This is a genomic window from Novosphingobium aquae (assembly GCF_037572715.1).
Lineage (GTDB): Bacteria > Pseudomonadota > Alphaproteobacteria > Sphingomonadales > Sphingomonadaceae > Novosphingobium > Novosphingobium aquae.
In genome coordinates, this window is the sequence record NZ_JBBHJY010000001.1 from 58,843 (window position 1) to 78,190 (window position 19,348).

At 64.8% G+C, this 19,348-nt stretch carries 18 protein-coding genes; 10 read left to right on the forward strand and 8 right to left on the reverse strand.

Features of this window, described 5'->3' with window-relative positions:
- Window positions 1-12 precede the first annotated feature (12 nt).
- The 3 genes from pstC to WG900_RS00315 all read right to left on the reverse strand — a co-directional run bounded on the left by pstC (window position 13) and on the right by WG900_RS00315 (window position 3,532).
- Window positions 13-1,392, reverse strand: coding sequence for a phosphate ABC transporter permease subunit PstC (gene pstC / locus WG900_RS00305; protein WP_339963886.1), 1,380 nt, complete (start codon window positions 1,390-1,392; stop codon window positions 13-15).
- A 5-nt stretch (window positions 1,393-1,397) separates the two neighbouring features.
- Complete coding sequence (locus WG900_RS00310) at window positions 1,398-2,432, reverse strand: substrate-binding domain-containing protein (protein WP_339963887.1); 1,035 nt, start codon at window positions 2,430-2,432, stop codon at window positions 1,398-1,400.
- Window positions 2,433-2,530: 98 nt separating this feature from the next.
- Window positions 2,531-3,532, reverse strand: a complete 1,002-nt coding sequence (locus WG900_RS00315; RefSeq protein ID WP_339963888.1) for a sensor histidine kinase — start codon at window positions 3,530-3,532, stop codon at window positions 2,531-2,533.
- Between the two features lie 97 nt (window positions 3,533-3,629).
- Here WG900_RS00315 and WG900_RS00320 point away from each other — a divergent pair, with 97 nt between their 5' ends.
- Window positions 3,630-4,322, forward strand: a complete 693-nt coding sequence (locus tag WG900_RS00320) for a fumarylacetoacetate hydrolase family protein (protein ID WP_339963889.1) — start codon at window positions 3,630-3,632, stop codon at window positions 4,320-4,322.
- Here WG900_RS00320 and dnaA read toward each other — a convergent pair.
- The 3 genes from dnaA to mutM all read right to left on the reverse strand — a co-directional run bounded on the left by dnaA (window position 4,319) and on the right by mutM (window position 7,540).
- Window positions 4,319-5,788: a chromosomal replication initiator protein DnaA gene (gene dnaA, locus WG900_RS00325; protein WP_339963890.1), complete on the reverse strand. Its 1,470-nt coding sequence runs from the start codon at window positions 5,786-5,788 to the stop codon at window positions 4,319-4,321. The genes WG900_RS00320 and dnaA overlap by 4 nt on opposite strands.
- 526 nt (window positions 5,789-6,314) lie before the next feature.
- Entirely contained in the window at window positions 6,315-6,575 is a 261-nt protein-coding gene (rpsT, locus tag WG900_RS00330; protein WP_310534535.1) for a 30S ribosomal protein S20, read from the reverse strand.
- Between the two features lie 149 nt (window positions 6,576-6,724).
- Window positions 6,725-7,540 carry a bifunctional DNA-formamidopyrimidine glycosylase/DNA-(apurinic or apyrimidinic site) lyase gene (mutM, locus tag WG900_RS00335; protein ID WP_339963891.1) on the reverse strand — a complete coding sequence of 272 codons (816 nt, stop codon included), beginning with the start codon at window positions 7,538-7,540 and terminating at the stop codon, window positions 6,725-6,727.
- Window positions 7,541-7,596: 56 nt separating this feature from the next.
- Here mutM and WG900_RS00340 point away from each other — a divergent pair, with 56 nt between their 5' ends.
- The 5 genes from WG900_RS00340 to WG900_RS00360 all read left to right on the forward strand — a co-directional run bounded on the left by WG900_RS00340 (window position 7,597) and on the right by WG900_RS00360 (window position 11,986).
- Window positions 7,597-8,328 (forward strand): class I SAM-dependent methyltransferase, encoded by a 732-nt coding sequence (locus WG900_RS00340; protein ID WP_339963892.1) that lies wholly within the window; start codon window positions 7,597-7,599, stop codon window positions 8,326-8,328.
- A 4-nt stretch (window positions 8,329-8,332) separates the two neighbouring features.
- The gene (ubiB, locus tag WG900_RS00345) at window positions 8,333-9,880 is read left to right on the forward strand and encodes a 2-polyprenylphenol 6-hydroxylase (protein ID WP_339963893.1); all 1,548 of its coding nucleotides are present in this window, start codon (window positions 8,333-8,335) and stop codon (window positions 9,878-9,880) included.
- Window positions 9,881-9,884: 4 nt separating this feature from the next.
- Window positions 9,885-10,163 (forward strand): hypothetical protein, encoded by a 279-nt coding sequence (locus WG900_RS00350; RefSeq protein ID WP_339963894.1) that lies wholly within the window; start codon window positions 9,885-9,887, stop codon window positions 10,161-10,163.
- A complete protein-coding gene (locus tag WG900_RS00355) occupies window positions 10,160-10,627 on the forward strand; it encodes a YbaK/EbsC family protein (protein WP_339963895.1) in 468 nt (155 codons plus the stop codon). Before WG900_RS00350 ends, WG900_RS00355 begins: the two co-directional genes overlap by 4 nt.
- 66 nt (window positions 10,628-10,693) lie before the next feature.
- On the forward strand, window positions 10,694-11,986 hold the full coding sequence (locus WG900_RS00360; protein WP_339963896.1) for an APC family permease: 1,293 nt from the start codon (window positions 10,694-10,696) through the stop codon (window positions 11,984-11,986).
- Here the strand turns inward: WG900_RS00360 and WG900_RS00365 are convergent.
- Both WG900_RS00365 and WG900_RS00370 read right to left on the reverse strand, forming a co-directional pair.
- The gene (locus WG900_RS00365) at window positions 11,961-13,559 is read right to left on the reverse strand and encodes a phytoene desaturase family protein (protein ID WP_339963897.1); all 1,599 of its coding nucleotides are present in this window, start codon (window positions 13,557-13,559) and stop codon (window positions 11,961-11,963) included. The genes WG900_RS00360 and WG900_RS00365 overlap by 26 nt on opposite strands.
- Entirely contained in the window at window positions 13,556-14,737 is a 1,182-nt protein-coding gene (locus tag WG900_RS00370) for an aromatic ring-hydroxylating oxygenase subunit alpha (RefSeq protein WP_339963898.1), read from the reverse strand. Before WG900_RS00370 ends, WG900_RS00365 begins: the two co-directional genes overlap by 4 nt.
- A gap of 198 nt (window positions 14,738-14,935) precedes the next feature.
- Between WG900_RS00370 and WG900_RS00375 the strand changes: the two genes are divergently transcribed.
- Genes WG900_RS00375 through dut form a run of 4 tightly spaced genes read left to right on the forward strand, consistent with a single transcriptional unit; the run spans window position 14,936 to window position 19,333 of the window.
- Window positions 14,936-16,093 carry a hypothetical protein gene (locus WG900_RS00375; protein WP_339963899.1) on the forward strand — a complete coding sequence of 386 codons (1,158 nt, stop codon included), beginning with the start codon at window positions 14,936-14,938 and terminating at the stop codon, window positions 16,091-16,093.
- On the forward strand, window positions 16,090-17,235 hold the full coding sequence (locus WG900_RS00380) for a hypothetical protein (protein ID WP_339963900.1): 1,146 nt from the start codon (window positions 16,090-16,092) through the stop codon (window positions 17,233-17,235). Before WG900_RS00375 ends, WG900_RS00380 begins: the two co-directional genes overlap by 4 nt.
- Window positions 17,232-18,872: a bifunctional phosphopantothenoylcysteine decarboxylase/phosphopantothenate synthase gene (locus WG900_RS00385; protein WP_339963901.1), complete on the forward strand. Its 1,641-nt coding sequence runs from the start codon at window positions 17,232-17,234 to the stop codon at window positions 18,870-18,872. Before WG900_RS00380 ends, WG900_RS00385 begins: the two co-directional genes overlap by 4 nt.
- A complete protein-coding gene (dut, locus tag WG900_RS00390; protein WP_339963902.1) occupies window positions 18,869-19,333 on the forward strand; it encodes a dUTP diphosphatase in 465 nt (154 codons plus the stop codon). The genes WG900_RS00385 and dut overlap by 4 nt, the downstream gene beginning before the upstream one ends.
- The last annotated feature ends 15 nt before the right edge of the window (window positions 19,334-19,348 follow it).

Consider the following 19,348-nt stretch of genomic DNA (forward strand, 5'->3'; position numbering starts at 1 on the left):
GGGAGGGCGGGCTCAGTCATACGCTTCCCGGTACTTCTTGACGACGCGAAGCGCGACGATGTTGAGCATGAGGGTGACGACAAACAGCACCAGCCCTAGCGCAAAGGCGGAGAGGGTGGACGGGTGGCTGAAATCGCCGTCGCCGGTCAGCAGGCGGGCGATCTGGTAGGTCACCGTGGTCATCGATTCGAACGGATTGGCGGACAGGCGCGCGGCGGCACCGGCGGCCATGAACACGATCATCGTTTCCCCGATGGCGCGGCTGATCGCCAGCATCACGCCGGCAACGATGCCGGGGAGGGCTGCGGGGATCAGCACTTTCTTAATCGTTTCCGATGTGGTCGCGCCCATCGCCAGGCTGCCATCGCGCATCGATTGCGGCACGGCAGTAATGGCATCATCTGCCATAGAGGAGACGAACGGCACGATCATCACGCCCATGACAAGGCCGGCGGCAAGCGCGCTTTCGGTCGTCGGGTTGCCAATGCCGATGACCGTGCCGAAATCGCGGATCAACGGCGCAACGGTGAGCGCGGCGAAATAGCCGTAGACCACGGTCGGAACGCCGGCGAGAATTTCGAGAATCGGTTTGGCCCAGCGGCGAAACCGGGGGCTGGCATATTGGGTGAGGAAGATCGCGCTCATCAGGCCGAGCGGCACTGCGACGATCATGGCGATCACTGCCCCGATGAACAGCGTGCCCCAGAAAAGCGGCAATGCGCCCAGCTTCTCGCCGATTTCGGGCGTGATCGGAGCGAAGGGATCGGGGTTCCAGTTGGTTCCGAACAGGAAGTCGATCGGACTGACAAAGGTGAAGAACCGGCCTGCCTCGAAGATCAGCGATCCGATGATGCCGACAGTCGTGAGGATGGCGACCGAGCTTGCCGCGAGCAGCAATCCGAGCACGCCGCGCTCCACGCGGGTGCGCGCCGGGAAATCAGCCCGCACGCGGGTGAAGCCGAAAGCGCCGCCAGCGAAGGCCAGCACGGCAACTAGCGCCGCGCCGATCAGGTCGAAGCGGGACAAGATGGATGTCGCAGCAGGCACAAGCTGTGCCGTCTCTGGCCGGAAGGCACCAAAGCCGCCATTGCGCGCGGCGGCCAGCGCTTCGTTGACGATGGCGTCGCGTTCCATGTCCATCGCGGGCAGGATCGAGGCGGCGGGATCGGCGAGCAGCGCGCTGCGGACGAGGCCGGGGGCGACGCCATTCCACACGGCCCAGCCCAGCAGGGCGGGCACCAGCACCCACAGGGCCATGTGCCAGCCATGGTAATTGGGCATGGCCTTCAGCGAGCCGCGGCCCGTGTACAGGGCTTGCGCCCGGGAGCGCGCGGTCCACCAGGACACGCCCCCGAGTGCAAGGATCATTGCCAAGACTATTGCCGGATGCATCGGTCTTACTTGAGGCCCGAGGCGTCCATTGGCGAAAGCTTGGCGGCAAGTTCGGCGTTCTTCGTGCGAACATCCTCTGGCGAGATGACCATGCCCTTGCTCTTCAGCAGGCCATCAGGACCCCACGACTTGGCCCAGGCGGCGACGAATTCCTTGAGGCCGGGAATGGCGTTCAGGTGCGCCAGCTTTACATAGATGTAGAGCGGGCGGGCACCGGGATAGGAGAAGTCCGAGATGGTGGCATAGGTCGGGTCGATGCCGCTCATCGGTACGCCCTTCAGCTTGTCCGTGTTCTCTTCAAGGAAGGAGAATCCGAAAATGCCGATGGCCTTGGGGTTGGCGGCGATCTTCTGGACGATCAGGTTATCTGCCTCGCCCGAATCGACATAGGCGCCGTCTTCGCGGACTTCGGTGCAGGTCTTCTTATGGGCGTCCTTGTCCTTTTCCTTCAGCGCCTTCATCGCCGGATCGCTGTCACAGCCCTTGGTCAGGATCAGCTCGGCCAGCGCGTCGCGGGTGCCCGAGGTGGAGGGCGGACCATAGACGAGGATCGGAATCGCCGGGAGGGCGGGGTTCACTTCATTCCAGTTCTTGGCAGTGTTGGGCTTGCCAAAGGGATTGGCTGCCAGCGCCTTGTAGACATCTGCTGGCGTGAGCTTCATCGCCGGGCCTTCCTTGGCCTCGGCAAAGGCGATGCCGTCAATGCCGATCTGGATTTCGGCGATGTCCTTGACGCCATTCTTCAGGCAGTCCTCATACTCGGACTTCTTGATCTGGCGCGAGGCATTGGCGATATCGGGATGGGTTGCGCCAACGCCGGCGCAGAACAGCTTGATGCCTGCGCCCGTGCCGTTCTGTTCGACCTTGGGGGCCTTGACGCCTGACTTGGCCGTCTCTTCCGCAACAGCCGAGGCGAAGGGGTAAAGCGTCGAGGAGCCGACAGCCCAAGCGGCATCACGGCTGGAGGATGAGCCACCGCCGCCACAGGCGGTGAGAGCGGCTGAGGAAATGGCGGCAAATGCCAGCGTCTTAAAGCGCATTTTGGGAACCTTTCTTGCGAATCGCCGGTAGAGATATTGCGCTTCCGTGACAGTCTTGTGACAATGCCAAAAGTCACAGAAATCCGTGAGTTCCGTCGTCATTCAGAGGGTGAAATTTCTTTTTTTAGCGGCAAAATGACCGTTGCCGTGGTGCCCTGGCCTGGCCGGCTGGAAATATCGAACCAGCCGCGATGGCGCTCGGCAATGTGCTTGACGATGGCAAGGCCCAGCCCGGTGCCGCCCGCGGCGCGGCTGCGCCCGGCATCTACTCGGTAAAAGCGCTCGGTCAGGCGCGGCAGGTGTTCAGGGGCAATGCCTTCGCCGTCGTCGGAGATGGAAATGGCGATCCGGCCCGAACCGCTGTTATCAACCTCGATCCGCACGGGGCTGTCGGCCTTGCCATATTTGATTGCGTTATCGACGAGGTTGCGGAGCACCTGCGCCAGCTGGCCGCGATCACCGGCGACAATGGCGCTGTCGCCATTGCCGGTAATCACCACCTTGGCGCGGTCTTGGACTTCGCCCGCTGCCTCGCGCACCAGCGCGGCAATATCCACCGGATCGGTCGGCGCGTCGTGCTTGACCGCTTCAATCCGCGAGAGAGACATCAGGTCCTCGACCAGCGCCCGCATCCGCTGCGCCTCGTGCCGGATGATGCCAAGGAAACGCTTGCGCGTATCGGGATCACCGCCGGCCTTGTCATCCTCCAGCGTCTCGACGTAGCCCAAGACCGCGGCGAGCGGCGTGCGCAGTTCGTGGCTGGCATTGGCGACGAAATCGGCGTGGGCGCGGGCAACGCTGACGCGGACCGACAGGTCTTCCAGCACCACCATCTTGCGGCGCGCGCTCAGCGGATGGCAGGCAAGGTCCCACTGGCTGCCGCGCCCCGAAAGTCCCTCGATTCGCGCCGATCCGCCCTGCGGTGCGGCGATTACGGCCAGGGCCTGCGGAATGCGCACCGCGATGCGCACGTCCTGCCCTACGACATGGCCGCCCAGAATGGCGCGCGCCGCCGCATTGGCAAAGCGGACGATGTCATCCTCCAGCAGCATGACCGGCTGGTTGATATGTTCGAGCATTGGGGAGTCGGTGAAGGGCATGGCGCGCAGCCTAGAGGGGAACGGAGCACTTGTCAGGTCGGGATTGACAGGGCGCAGGGCAGGGGGCAGCGAAGGGGCTCTGTTCCAGGGAAAAGCGATGCCTGATCTTCTGTTCAACCTGCCCGCCATTCTTGCCGTGCCGGTGCGCGGAACCGATGCGCGGTTCCCGGTGTACCGGATTTTCTGCGTCGGGCGGAATTACGAAGCCCACGCACAGGAAATGGGCACCACGGCTGATCGCGAGGCGCCGTTCTATTTCACCAAGAGCCCGGCGGCGCTGACGCTGTCTGGGGCAAGCGTGCCATATGCGCCGGGCACGGCGGACCTGCATCACGAGATGGAACTGGTCGTCGCTATCGGCGCTCCCGGTTTCGAAATTGCCCCGGTCCGCGCGATGGACCATGTCTTCGGCTATGCCTGCGGGCTCGACATGACGCGGCGCGATTTGCAGAACGCGGCGAAGGACAAGCGCCGGCCGTGGGATACTGGCAAGGACTTTGAAAACGCGGCGATCATCGCGCCGATCACGCGCGCGGCGGAGTTTTGCGGACTTGCCGATCAGCGCATCTGGCTCAGCGTCAATGGCGAGGTCCGGCAGGACCAGACGCTTGCCGATCTGGTGTGGAGCGTGCCCGACCTGATCGCAGACCTGTCAAAGTATTATCACCTGCAAGCAGGCGACCTGATCTACACCGGCACGCCAGCGGGTGTCGGCCCGGTGGTTCCGGGCGACAGCCTGCATGGCGGGATCGACGGGCTCGATCCGGTGGAACTGGCGATTACGGCTTAGCTTTCGAGCTGGCGCAGCAGCGAACGAACGTCGCCGTCCATATCGGCGTCGCGGGTGCGCAGGTCTTCGATCAGGCGCACCGCGTGGATCACGGTCGAGTGGTCACGCCCGCCGAACTTGCGGCCGATTTCCGGGTACGAGCGCGGCGTAAGGACCTTGGCGAGGTACATCGCCACCTGGCGTGGACGGACGACCGCTCGGGCGCGGCGCTTGCTGGCCATTTCGGTGCGGTCGACGCGGTAGAACTGGCAGACCGTGCGCTGGATTTCATCGATGGTGATGCGGCGGCGGTTGGCCGAGAGGATGTCGGTGAGCTGTTCCTCTGCCAGTTGCAGCGAAACGGCCTGTCCGGTCAGCTGGGCATAGGCGATCAGCTTGTTCAGTCCGCCCACCAGCTCGCGCACGTTGCGGTTGATCGTGCGGGCAAGGAATTCGATGACGTCCGAAGGCACTTCGGTTGGCGAGGAGAAGCGCGCGAGGCGATGTTCGAGGATCGAGCGGCGCAGTTCGATGTCGGCGGGCATGATGTCCGCGACAAGCCCCATCGACAGGCGCGAGAGCAGGCGCTGTTCGACTCCGTCGAGCGCCTGCGGGGCGCGGTCGGCGGCGAAGACCAGCCGCTTACCTTCGGCAAGCAGGGCATCGATCGTGTAAAGCAGCTCTTCCTGGGCCGAAGCCTTGCCGATGATGAACTGGATGTCATCGACCATCAGCAGGTCAAACCCGCGCAGGCGCGACTTGAACTCGATCATCTGGCCCTGACGCAGCGCCTGGACGAATTCGACCATGAACCGTTCGGCAGAGCAGTAGAAGATGCGCGCCCGCGGATGCGTGGCGAGGAAGGCGTGACCGATGGCGTGGAGCAGGTGAGTCTTGCCCTGACCGGTCGCCGCCTTGAGATAGAGCGGCGCGAACTGCGGCGTTTCGGTGGCCGCCATGCGCTGTGCTGCGTTGCAGGCCAGCACGTTCGAGCCGCCAGTGACGAAGCTTGTAAAGGTCAGCGACGGATCGAGGCCCATCGTGCCGAGGCCGAGCGCATCATTGGCCATTCCGCCGAAATCGCCGCTCGCCATCGAGAGCTGGCCGCCCTGCGGCATCAAACCCGAAGGCGCGCCGTCATTGGCCGGGCGGCGCAAATCGCCGAGGCGCAGGTCGGGCATGCCGCGGCGGCCGGGGTGTACGGCAACACGCACGTGGCGCACGTCGGGCCGGGCGATCTTCCAAGCCAGCGAGAGCCGGTCGGCAAAGCGGTCGGACACCCAGTTGGCGGAAAATTCGGTCGGCAAGAACAGGTCCAGCGTGCCGGTTTCCTTGCAAAAGGTGCCGACCTGAATCGGCTTGATCCACTGGCTGTGAAGCTGGTGACCCAGGTCCTTGCGCAGACCCTGGCTGATATCCGCCCAGTCGGCGGCCAGATCGAGCGCGTCTTGGTCTTCGATGCGCGATCCGTTTGCTTTGCCCTTCACGGCCTGGTCTCCACTCATAATAACATACTGGACCATCGCGAAAAGCGCGCTGCCCCCACCCCATTGCGACACAGAGACCGCACCCTCCCCCGAAGGTAACGTGCCCGGGCTCCCCAGCGACCGGGCGTCCGGACACAAACCGACGACCGTTGAGGCAGCTTGCCCCAAGCGTTCATGCAGTCTCGTTCCGAATCTGTGGGCCCTTCGGAAAGAGAGAATCTCTCCGTCAGACAAGCAGGATTAAACTCGGTGACGGCCTTCAGGGCAAGGGGGGATAAAGCCAAAAAATAATAATAATCGCCTTGACTCTGAAGGACCCGCTGAAATGCAACTGTAACAATTGAAACTGGCTGAATTACGTCGATTTTGGCTCTATCGGACCCCGAATCACAAGAATTCAAGCACTTTCATGGCGGTCTTGTGACGCCTTCTGCGGGCAAACGAAAAGGCCGGGGTTTTGGCCCCGGCCTTGATCGAATTTTGGTCTGTTTCGGTACGCGCGGACAAGGCCGCGGCGCAGGCCGGATCAGAGGCCCGAAACGGCCTTGGTCAGACGCGACAGCTTGCGGCTGGCAGTGTTCTTGTGAAGCACGCCGCGGGCAACGCCGCGAGCCAGTTCAGGCTGTGCCGCCTTGAGAGCGTCCGCAGCAGCGGTCTTGTCGCCGCCGGCGATCGCCGATTCGACCTTCTTCACGAAGGTACGGATACGACCGATGCGGTTGCCGTTGATTTCGGCACGCTTTTCATTGCGACGGATGCGCTTCTTGGCTTGCGGCGTATTGGCCATGTGTGTCTGACTCTCGTCTTCTGGGGGCCGCCGGAGCAGCCGGAATGCTGGAAAAACTGCAAGGAAGGCGAACCGAAGCCCGCCGGGAAAGCGCGGCCCTTAGCGAGCGGCCCCCGAATCGTCAAGCGGGAGTCTTGCCAAACCATGCTTCATTTCTGGCATTTGGCACACCAGAACGTGCTGCGCCCGCCTTGCACCATGCGTTGTACCGGGGTGCCGCAATGCCGGCAGGGCTGTGCCTCGCGGCCATAGACCCGCCAGTTTGCCGCGAAATAGCCGAGTTCGCCGTTGGGCTGGGCGTAGTCTCGAATCGTCGATCCGCCCGCCTCGATCGATTCGGAAAGCACGGCCTTAATCTCGGGCACCAGCCGGTCAATCGCCTTGCGGCTGATTGCCCCTGCAGCCTTGTCGGGCCGGATGCCGGCGCGCAGCAGGGCTTCGCAGACATAGATATTGCCAAGGCCCGCAACGATTCTCTGGTCGAGCAGCAGCGGCTTCACCGGTGCGGCGCGGCCTTTGAACGCGGCGGCAAGGTGCTGGGCGGTCAGGTCCTCGCCCAGAGGTTCTGGGCCAAGCGCGGCGAAGGCAGGCCATTGATAAAGGCCTGGCGTAAATACCATGTCGACTGAGCCGAACCGGCGTGCGTCATTCAGCGCCAGCATGTGGCCGCTGCCTGTCTCCAGCACCAGATGGTCGTGCTTGTCCGGCGTTTCCGGCTCGATCCGCCAGCGCCCGCTCATGCCGAGGTGGAACACCATGGTCTGTTCGCGGTCGGTATGGATCAGGCCATATTTCGCCCGCCGGCCCAGCGAGGTGACGGTTGCGCCGGTCAGGCTTTGTACAAGCCCTTCCGGAAATGGCCGGCGCAGGTCGGCGCGGTTGAGCGTCACGCGGGCGATGCGCTCGCCCTCGAGATAGCGGGCAAGGCCGCGCACGGTGGTTTCGACTTCGGGCAATTCAGGCATATTTCCTACACCTAACAGCCTTTGCCTGAGCGACAAACTCCCCTAAGGCACGGCGCATGAATGATCAGGTTTCCTTCGGCTACGAAGACGTGCCCATCGAGGAAAAGACCGCCCGTGTTGGCGCGGTTTTCTCTGCGGTGGCGAAGAAGTATGATGTGATGAACGACGCCATGTCGGGCGGGATGCACCGATTGTGGAAGGATCAGTTCGTCCGCCGGGTCAAACCGCGCGAGGGTGAGCAGATCCTCGACATGGCGGGCGGCACCGGCGACATTGCCTTTCGCATGGCCGAGCGCGGGGCGACAGTCACCGTGTCCGACATCAACCAGGACATGCTCGATGTCGGCATCGAACGCGCGATGGAGCGCGGTTTCGATGATCTCGTCTGGTCGCGCCAGAATGCCGAGGAACTGACCTTCCCGGACCGCTTCTTCGATGCCTACACCATCGCTTTCGGCATCCGCAACGTCACCCGCATCGACAAGGCGCTGGCCGAGGCGCACCGTGTGCTGAAGCACGGCGGACGGTTCTATTGCCTCGAATTTTCGACCACCGAATGGCCCGGCTTCAAGGAAGTCTACGATGCCTATTCGCACAAGCTGGTGCCGTGGCTGGGTGAGAAGATCGCCGGTGACGCGGAGTCCTATCGCTACCTGATCGAATCGATCCGCCGCTTCCCACCGATGCGCGAATTCGAAGCCATGATCCGCGAGGCCGGCTTTGCCCGGACCAAGGTGGAGCCGATCCTTGGCGGGCTGGTCGCGATTCACTCGGGGTGGAAGATCTAGCAACGTGACCTCACCCGCTACCCACATCCTGCGCCTGCTGCGCTGGGGCCGCGTGCTGGCCAGGCACGGGGCGCTGCGCGGGATCGAGAATGATCGCAATGCGCCCAAGCAGGTGAAGCGGCTGGTGCGGCTGGCGCGTCTCGGCACGTTCCAGCCGAAAGTGCCTGACTATGCCGGTGCCTTTCAGGCCATCGGTCCGGCGGCAATCAAGCTGGGGCAGAGCCTTGCCACCCGGCCAGACCTTGTCGGCGAAGAGGCCGCGCGCAACTTGCTGACCTTGCAGGACAGCCTTCCGCCACTGCCGTTCGCCGTCATCGAACAGGCGATCGAAGCGGGTTTCGGCAAGCCCGTGAGCGAGATGTTCCTGTCGCTCGATACCGATCCCGTCGGCTCGGCATCGGTTGCGCAGGTGCACCGCGGGATCACTACCGACGGGCGGCACGTGGCGGTAAAGGTCCTGCGCCCCGGCATCCGCGAAAAATTCGCCCGCGATATCGAAACCTACGAATGGGCCGCCGCGCACCTTGAGGCGATGGGCGGCGAGGCGACACGCCTGCGCCCGCGCGCGGTGATCGACAATTTCAAGCGCTGGACCTCGCGCGAGCTCGATCTGCGGCGCGAGGCGGCCTCCGCCTCCGAACTGGCCGATGCGATGAACGGCTATGCCGGCTACCGCGTGCCCGACATCGATTGGGACCGCACCTGCGGCACGATCATGACGATTGCCTGGATCGACGGCACCAAGCTGTCGAACCTCGATGCCCTGCGTGCCGGCGGGATTGACCTGCCCGAACTGGCGCAGCGGCTGGTGCTCTCGTTCCTGACGCAAGCGATCAGCGCCGGATTCTTCCATGCCGACATGCATCAGGGTAACCTGTTCGTCGAAGCAGACGGCACGATTGCCGCGATCGATTTCGGCATCATGGGTCGGATCGACCGCCGCGCGCGGCTGTGGCTGGCGGAGATCCTTTATGGTCTGACGACCGGCAATTACCGCCGCGTTGCCGAGATCCATTTCGAGGCGCAATACGTGCCCTCGCACCACTCCATCGACGAATTCGCTACGGCTCTTCGCGCGGTCGGCGAACCGATGCGCGGCAAGCCAGTGAGCGAGCTTTCGGTCGGCGGGATGCTGGACGGCCTATTCGCCATCACCCGCGATTTCGATATGCAGGTCCAGCCGCACTTGCTGCTGCTGCAAAAGACCATGGTCATGGTCGAAGGGCTGGCCACTTCGCTCCATCCCGAAATCAATATGTGGGACGTATCCGGCCCCTTTGTGACGAACTGGATTCGCGACGAGCTTGGCCCCGAGGCGGCGCTGGCAGATCGCCTTCGCACCGATGCGGAAACGCTGCTGCGCTTGCCCGAGCTGTTGCGGCGGATTGAAGACCGCTTCCCGGCCAAGGGCGGCGCGCCTGAACAGCGGCAATTGCCGGAAATTGCGCTGGTATGGGAGCGCAATGGCGAGCGGCGCTGGCCGGGTTACGCGCTGGCGCTGGCCATCGGCGGCGCGGCGGTCTGGGGCGCAGGCGCGCTCGGCTGGCTCTGACGCGATGGACCTCGACGCGCTGTTCCTGCATTTCTTCGCAACCGAAGATCCATCTACCCTGACTCAGGAGGACTTCTCGCTGGGCGTTGAGCGGCTGCGGCTGGGCTTCGAGCTGGAACGCGAAGAGGGCCGCAAGTTTGCGCTGTGGACCCTGCTCGACGGACTTGGCCATGCGCCGCTGCCGGCCGATGCCTTTGCCAAGCAACCGCAGCTGAAAGCGGCTGCTGAGGAATACCTCAAGGCCGCATTCCACCTCGGACGCTTCGGCGATCCTGACGAATGAGCGAGGCCTCCGTACGCGCTTGGCTGGGCGAACACGCGCCTGACATCGCGCTGATCGACCAGGGCATGAGCACGGCCACCGTTGCTGAAGCCGCGCTGGCGCTCGGCGTGGAACCGGGGCGGATTGCCAAGTCGCTCGCTTTCCGGGTGGGGGACACGCCCATGCTGCTCGTCGCGCGCGGCGATGCGCGGCTGGACAATGCCAAGTGCAAGGCGGCGCTTGGCGGGCGGCCGCGGATGCTCGATCCCGATGCCACGCTGGAACTGACCGGCCATGCCGTCGGCGGCGTCTGTCCCTTCGGGCTAGCGAACCCGGTGGCTATCGTTTGTGACCGGTCCTTGCTCGATTACCAGACAGTGTTCCCGGCGGCGGGATCGCACACATCGTCGGTCGAAATCGCTCCGCAGCGGCTGGCCGAACTGGTCGGCGGCACCTGGGTGGATATCTGCAAGCTGCCTGACTGAGGCGGATTACCTCGACAGCCCGCGTATTTCGTGTTGCACTCCTTGCCGGGACGCGGGGAGACTTCGATGGAAGACACCGAAAAGAGGCCGTTCGGCTTCTGGACCGCGACCGCGCTGGTAGTTGGCGGCGTTATCGGGGCGGGCATATTCGTCCTGCCAAGCCAACTTGCGGCCTATGGCTGGACCGCCGTGGGGGCTTGGTTACTCGGCGGCTTCGGAGCAATCCTGCTCGCAATGGTGCTCTCCGCCGTGGCCGAAGCCAAGCCTGAGGAGCCCGGCCTGATCGCGGTGATCGGCGAGACGCTGGGGCCAGTCGCGGGCGTGCTCGCGGGCTTTGGCGCCTGGGTCAGCTACTGGTGCGCCAATGCCTATATCGCGCTGACTTCGGTGCGCTATGCCGGCACCTTCTGGCCCGACCTCGCTGCCACGCCGCAGCGGCAGGCCATATCGGCAAGTGTGCTGATCGCGGCGCTGACCTTGCTCAACCTCTCGGGTCTCAAGTCCTCGGGCCGCTTCCAGGTGGTAACGACCGCCCTCAAGCTGGTGCCGCTACTGGCCGTGGTCGCCATTGTCGCAGCAATGCTGTTTGCCGGGGGCGGGGAGCTGACGCGCTATGAACAACCAACCTTCGATGGCTCGCGCTTGTTCGACGCCAGCTCGCTCGCCTTCGCGGCGATCATGGGCTTTGAATCGGCGGCGCTGGCAGCGCAGCGGGTGCGTAATCCCAAGCGCAACGTCCCGCGCGCGACGATCATCGGTGTGGTTTTGTCCTGCCTGCTGTACCTCGTGGTTTGCACAGGCGTGACATTTGGCATGCCGGGTGACGTGGTGGCCGCTTCGAACGCGCCAGTGGCGGATTTTGTCGGCGCGCAGTGGGGCGGCTGGGCCAAGCTTGCGGTCGCCGCCTTTGCGGTGATCTCCACGGTCGGCTGCCTCAACGTCTGGGTGCTGATGCAGGGCGAGGTGCCACTCGCACTGGTGCGCAGCGGGCAGCTTCCCGGCTGGTTGGCAGTAACCAACAAGCATGACGTCGCCTGGCAGCCGCTGGCCTTTGCCAGTACGCTCAGCTGCGTGCTGATGCTGGTGGCGAGCTGGGGCAACGGGGCAGGGCTGATGGATTTCATGATCCGGCTGACGTCGGATTCGGGCATCTGGATCTATGCCTTTGCCTGCATCACCGCGCTGGTGCTGAAGGTGCGGCGCATCGCTGCCGGCCTTGGCTTGCTGTTCGCTGCCGGGCTGTTCTATGGCGGCGGGCGCGACATATTCCTGCTGAGCCTGGCGCTGATGGCCATGGCTCTGCCACTCTACTGGCTGGCGCGGCGGAGCGGGGTCAGGACCGCAGCAGCTTCCGGATAAGAGGCCGGTCGGCAAGGATGGCCTGCGCCGCATTGTGCCCCGGCGCGCCGGTCACGCCGCCGCCCGGGTGGGTGCCTGAGCCGCACATGTAGAGGCCTTTGATGGGGCCGCGATAGTCGCCGTGGCCCAGCACCGGGCGCGCGGCCCACAGCTGGTCGATGCCCATCGTACCGTGAAAGATGTCGCCGCCGATCAGGCCGAACTTGCGCTCAAGATCGAGCGGAGAGTGGATCTGCCGCGCGATGACGCTGCCCTTGAAGTTGGGCGCATGGTCGGTGATCGTATCGATGATCCCATCCGCCGCCGTCTCGCGGTGGGTGTCCCAATCCAGCGCGGGATCGTACTGCTGGCAGAACAACGTGGCGACATGGCAGCCCGGCGGGGCGAGGCTGTCATCGACTGTCGAGGGGATCGTGATCTCGACAATAGGCTTCTTTGACCAGCCGTGCTGCTGCGCGTCGATGAAAGCCTGATCCATGTAATCCATGCCCGGCGCGATTATGATCCCTGCGGTGTGGTGCTCGGCCTGTTCCTTGCCGGGTAGGACGGCGAAATCGGGCAATTCCGACAAGGCCACGTTCATGCGGAAGGTGCCTGATCCGGTCTTGTAGGTCTTGATCCGCTGTTTGAAGTCGGCATCAAGATCGGCCTCGTCGATCATCTGGCGATAGAGCAGCGCCGGGCCGACATTGGCCGCGACGATGGGGGCGACGATCTTCTCGCCGCTTTCGAGCCGCACGCCGCGTGCTTTTCCGCCGCTGACCAGCAGCTTCTCGACCGGCGTTTCAAGGCTGATCTCCACGCCCTGCAATTCGCAGGCCTTTGCCATCGCCTGCGTGATCGCCCCCATGCCTCCCACCGCGTGGCCCCATGCACCGAGCTTGCCGTTGACCTCGCCGAAGACGTGGTGAAGCAGGACATAGGCCGATCCGGGGGTGGAAACGCCCGCGTAATTGCCGACCACCGCGTCAAAGGCGAAGGCGGTCTTGACCACGTCATGCTCGAACCAGCCGTCAAGGAAATCGCGCGCGGACTTGGTGAAGATCGCCAGCAGGTCGCGCTGGGTGGCGAGGTCGAGCTTGGCCATCGGCCAGCCCTGCTTCGCCGCCGCGACAATCGCCGCCAGCCCGCCGCCGACATTGGGAGGAGCCTGCAAGGAAAGGTCACGCAGCACGCCGGCGACCTTTTCCAGCGCCGCGTCATAAGCGGGATAGGCCGCGGCGTCCCTGGCGGAAAAGCGCGCAAATTCCGCCTCGGTCCGGCCGGGTCCGCCGCCCAGTTTCAGGTAATCATTCTCCAGCGGAAAGAAGTTGGAAATCTTGCGTTCGACCACGCGATAGCCGTGATCGTGCAGCTTCATGTCGGCGATCACCTTCGGCCGCAGCAGGCTGACCGTGTAGCTGGCGGTCGAGTTGCGGAAGCCGGGCGCAAACTCTTCGGTCACCGCCGCGCCGCCGACGATATGGCGCCGTTCAAGCACGCGCACCCGCATCCCGGCGCGGGCGAGGTAGAAGGCGCAGGTGAGGCCGTTGTGCCCGCCGCCGATGATCAGGGCGTCGTAGTGCTTGGTCATTCTTTGCTCCGTCCCGCTGCGGGCGAATGGGAAAGGCGGGCTTGCGGGATCAGCGCGCGGATCTTGCGCGCGAAAGAGCGGAGGCAGACTTCGCTCGTCGCAATCGGCCCGGTGGTGAAACTGCGGCTTTCCATCCCTGCCTGCACGCGGGAAATCAGCCAGGTATCCTCGGCATTGACCATGCGGTTGATCCGCCAGTTGGCATAGCGCGCCAACTTCATTTCGCGGCGCTCATCCGGCAGGGCATAGGCGACCTCACGTAGCAGGCAAGAGGTCGGCCCGGTGGGCAGCCATTGCATGAAATCGATCTGGTCGGCGTAGATATCGAAGGCCATGTTCGGCCAGAGCTTGAAGTAGAGCCAGCGGTGCTGTGCCTCGTCCGGCAAGTGCTCCACGTGCGGCAGATAAGCGGCGTAAAAGCGCTCCCAGAAATTCTGCTTTTCGCTGACTGCGACTTCGCCTGACAGCCGGTCCACCCAGCCATGCGCCTCGATGCGGTAGGAGTCGCCGACCAACCGGGTCAGCCCATCGTGCGCGACCGGGATGTGCAGGTTGTCCGAATAATTGTCGCCCACGGTCTTCCAGTTCACTCCGCGCGGGCGGTGGCGGACGGGGGCCATGCGGCGAATTTCGGCAAAGCGGTAGGGCGCGATCTCGGCCTCGAACGGGGCCATCATTTCGGCGGGCGTGGGAAAACCGGAGGGTTTCAGGCAAACGAAGTGGAAGCCCTGCCATGTCTCGAGCGCCACGGGGGCGAGGCCATTGTCCTCCAGCCGCAGCGCCGGATAGTCGGCCTTCATCGGCACGCTCTGCAGGCTGCCATCGCTGCCATAGGTCCACGCGTGATAGGGGCAGACGAGCTTCTTCGCGCAGCCCGCAGGCCCCTCGACCAGCCGCATCGCGCGGTGGCGGCAGACGTTGGTGAAGGCGCGGACAAGGCCGTCGTCGCCGCGGATCACGATCACGCTTTCGCCCAGATAATAGATCGTCTGGAAATCGCCGGGGGCGGGAAGATCGCTGTCGTGACAGACGATCTGCCATGACGGACGGATCACTCGCTCCATCTCGGCGGCGTGAAATTCGGCGTCGTGATAGGTCCAGCCAGGCAGGCTGAAATCGGCGTCGCAGTCCACCGCGTCGCTGTTGATCGCGGCAATCGCCGGGTCAGGTGCGGTCATGATGCGGCGAATCCGGCGGACATGGCGCGGACCTTAGCACCTGACTGCGCCAGCGAAAGCGCCGGGCCAAACTGGCCCACGGAAAGGAAATCGCAACCATGGCAACCTAAGGATTTCCCCCATAGTGCGCAAAGCCAGCTTTGCGTGCGCGGCGGGGCTGTGCCAGCTATGCGGCAGCACCGGGGCTCAGGGGGGCGCATGAGCGTTGAGGAAGTGAAGGCGCAAGCGGCCACGCCGGCCTTTGACCGCTATGCGCATTGGCGGCAGGGCCCGGCGCGGATCGCGCTTGCCGTGCTGCTGCTGTTCATGGCGCTTGCCGCATGGGCGCCCGGAATGCCGCGCGAATTGGCGGATGCGCCAGATCTTGCGCCGCAGACTGCTGGTTCTCTATCTGTCGCCTCAGTTGCCGCGAAAGAAGCCATCGAAGGCGAGAAGGACAACGATCTCCTGCTCTATCGCCGCATTGCCGAGCGCGTCGCGGCGGGCGATGATTACTATGTCGCTGCCACCGAATTGCAGCGCGCCAACGGCTATCCGGTCGCGCCGGGCTTGACCGTGCGGTTGCCGACGCTGGCCTATGTTACCGCGGCGCTGGGGGCGAAGGGTTTGGTCGGACTGAACCTTGTTCTGGTCTTCGTCGCGCTAGCCTTCATTTACCGGCGTTTTGCGGCCGAGCCAGGCGGAGATGCGGTGAAGCTGGTTGGTACGGCGCTGCTGCTTGTGGGCCTGTCCACGTCAATGCCCGCCGAATTTCTCAGCCTGCATGAGGTCTGGTCCGCCGAATTGATGGTCCTGTCCTTCGCGCTGCACCGCCCCGATCAGGGCAAGTGGATCGCTGCCCTGCTGGTTGCCGCTGCCGCCCTCGCGGTGCGCGAACTGGCGCTGCCCTTCGTGCTGCTGATGGGCGCGCTGGCGCTGTGGCGCGGGAACCGGCGTGAGGCGCTGGGTTGGGCATTGCTGGTTGCGTTGTATGCCGCCGCACTCGCCTGGCACCTCAGCCTTGCCGAAGCGCAGATCCGGCCCGGCGATGCCGTGTCGCCGTCATGGCTGGCGCTCGAAGGGATCGGCGGCTGGCTCTACAAGATCGAACATTCGAGCCTGCTCAACCTGTTGCCGCAAGTGCTTGCCGGTCCGCTCGCCGTGCTGGCCGTGTTCGGCTGGACCGGGTGGAACAGCCACGCGGGCCGCTTTGGCGCGCTGCTATCGCTGGGCTATGCGCTGGCGTTTATGATCGCTGGACGGCAGAACAATTTCTACTGGGGGGTGATTGCCGTGCCGTTCCTGTTCATGGGCCTTGCGTGGATGCCGTTCGGCTTACGCAACCTGATCGATGCCGCGCGGGAGCAACGCGCATGACCGCGCCCGAGTGGAACCGCTTCGCCCACTGGAAGGCCGGGCCAGCGCGCGCGGTGCTGGCGCTGCTGCTGACTTTCCTCGTCCTCGCCGCGATCACGCCGATGCGCTCGGGCGAGGGCGTACACACCTCGCTTGCCGAAGGGCGCAAGGTCGAGGAGGGAGCCAAGGCGCGGGACGAGGATCTGGCGCTCTACGACCGTGTGACCGAGCACCTGCGCCGGGGTGAGAACTATTACGAGGCGGTGGCGATCGAACACCGCGCCAGCCGCTACCCGCTGCGCCCCGGCTTTGCCGTGCGCCTGCCGACACTGGCGACGATCCAGGCGCAGCTGCCGCCGCCGGCGAATCCGAGCGATGGCGGCAAGGTGGAGGCGCTGCTCGCGCTGGCTCTGATCGCTGCGATCCTGATCGTCTGGTGGCGGCGGCTTGGTGAGGAACCGGGCGGCGAAGGCGTGCGCCTGTGGGCGACGGTCCTGGTGTTCCTTGGCGTGCAGATCCTGTCGATCGGCTATTTCTTCGTGCTGCACGAATTGTGGTCGGGCGGGCTGCTGGCGCTCGCCATGGGGCTGTACCGGCCGGAGAAGGGCAAGTGGACTGGCGCATGGATCGCCGCCGCCGCCGCGCTGTCCTTGCGCGAACATGCGCTGCCTTTCGTGCTGCTGCTCGGTGCTTTTGCGTTGTGGAACCGGCGCTGGAGGGAATTCGGAGCCTGGGCGCTGCTGGTCGGACTATTCATCGCCGCCATGGCACTGCACCTGCATACTGTCGCGGGACTGGTGAGGCCTGACGATCCGGTCGGGCCTTCGTGGCTTACGCTCCGGGGGCTGTCCGGCTGGATGTCGATGGTCGTGCTGTCGAGCAACCTGCGGCTGATCCCAGCGATGCTGGCAGGGCCGCTGATGGTCCTGATGGTCTTCGGCTGGGCCGGCTGGCGCACCCCGATCGCCACTTTCGCCACGCTGCTGTTCCTCGGCTATGGCCTCGCCTTCATGATCGGCGGGCGCGGCGACAACTGGTACTGGGGCATGATGATCGCGCCGATGATGTGGCTCGGCCTCGCATTTGTGCCGATGGCGCTCAAGGGACTGGCAAGCGCGGCCTTTCCCTCGGCCAAAGCAGCGGCTAGTAGCGAGGGCGCATGATCGGACCCCGGATTCTCCTCGTCGTCGGCGGCGGCATCGCGGCTTACAAGTCGTGCGAACTGGTGCGCCTGATCCGCAAGAGCGGCGGCTCGGTAACCTGCGTGCTGACTGAAGGCGGATCGCAGTTCGTCACCGCGATGAGCCTTGCCGCGCTGTCAGAAAATCCCGTCCACACCACCCTGTGGGACCTGCGCAACGAAGCCGAGATGGGCCACATCCGGCTCAGCCGCGAAGCGGACCTTGTCGTGGTCTGCCCGGCAACGGCGGACCTTCTGGCGCGCATGGCAGCGGGCATCGCCGATGACCTTGCCACCACGCTGCTCCTCGCTACCGACAAGCCGGTGATGGCAGTCCCGGCAATGAACGTGCGCATGTGGCTGCATCCCGCCACCCAGCGCAATGTCGAAACGCTTGCCAGCGCCGGCTGTCTCGTCGTCGAACCCGACGAAGGCGACATGGCCTGCGGCGAATACGGCCCTGGACGCCTGCCCGAACCCGAAGCGATCTGGGCACGGATTGCGAGCCTGTTCGAAGGACCCGATGCACTTCCAATGCAGGGCCCAAGCGCCCCGTTTGCAGGCTCGGTGCTCGAAGCGCTTGAGCCTGACGATGATGGCAGCGGCGATATCGGGCTGGGACCGATGGCATCCAAACTGATCCAGCGCGAAGGCAAGGGCAAGGCGCCGTCGCTTGACGATATCGATTACCTGCCAGCGCCGCCATCCAGCGATCCGGTCGAGCTGCCGATCCCGGCGATTCCCGAGGTGCCGGCCACCTCGGAGGAGGCCACCCCGGTCCCCACCGCAGGCGGCCCGCTGGCGAAAAAGGGCCGCGCGCGCGCTGCTCCGCCAACCGATCCGCAGGCGATCAACCACACAGTCAACGCTAACCAGTCCGCGCCCGAACCGATCCCCGGTGACGACCATGGCGTGCGGGTCGACATCCTCGACGGCCAGCCCGATTTCGATCCGGGCGAACCGGTCGAAGGCCCGCTTTCGGGCAAGCATGTGCTGGTGACGGCCGGCCCCACGCACGAGCCCATCGATCCGGTGCGCTACATCGCCAATCGCTCGTCGGGCAAGCAGGGTTATGCCATTGCCGAAGCCGCCGCCCGGCTGGGTGCGCGGGTTACGCTGGTGTCCGGCCCAGTGAGCTTGCCCACCCCGCGCGGAGTGGACCGTGTCGACGTGGAAACCGCGCGGCAGATGGCCGACGCGGTGAAACACTCGCTCCCTGCCGACTGCGCGGTCATGGTCGCCGCCGTGGCTGACTGGCGTTCCAAGGACGTGTCCAAGGGCAAGATCAAGAAGCGCGGATCGGCCCCGCCGGTGCTCATGCTGACCGAGAATCCGGACATTCTGGCGAGTGTAGCAGCCGGCGGACGCAAGCCGAAGCTGCTCGTCGGCTTTGCGGCGGAAACCGATCACGTTCTCGAACACGCGACCGAAAAGCGCACCCGCAAAGGCGCGGACTGGATCGTCGCCAACGACGTATCGGGCGATGTCATGGGCGGCGCGGTCAACCGGGTGGCGATCATCACGTCGACCGGAGTCGAACATCTGCCTGAAATGCCCAAGGAAGCCGTGGCCATGGCGATCATGGAACGCATCGCGCAGGCGCTGGAGACCGTGGAATGAGTGAAGCCGTGCCTGTTCTCGTAAAGCGGCTGGATCATGGCGAGGGGCTTGATCTTCCGGCCTATGCCACCAGCGGCGCGGCTGGCATGGACGTGGTTTCGGCCGAAGATGTGACCCTTGCTCCCGGCGCGCGCCATGCGGTTGCGACCGGGCTGGCCCTGGCAATTCCGCCGGGTTTCGAAGTGCAGGTACGCCCGCGCTCAGGCCTTGCGCTCAAGCATGGGATCACCGTGCCCAACACGCCGGGGACGATCGATTCCGACTATCGCGGTGAGCTCAAGGTCATCCTCATCAACCTCGGCAGTGAAGCTTTCGATATCCGCCGCGGAGACCGCGTGGCGCAGCTGGTGCTGGCGCCGGTGGTGCAGGCTGGCTGGGTTGAGGTCGACGAACTGGATGACACGGCGCGAGGCGCGGGCGGCTTCGGTTCGACCGGCGGAGTGGTGGCGCTCGGGTCCTGATCGGCTTGCGTCTGG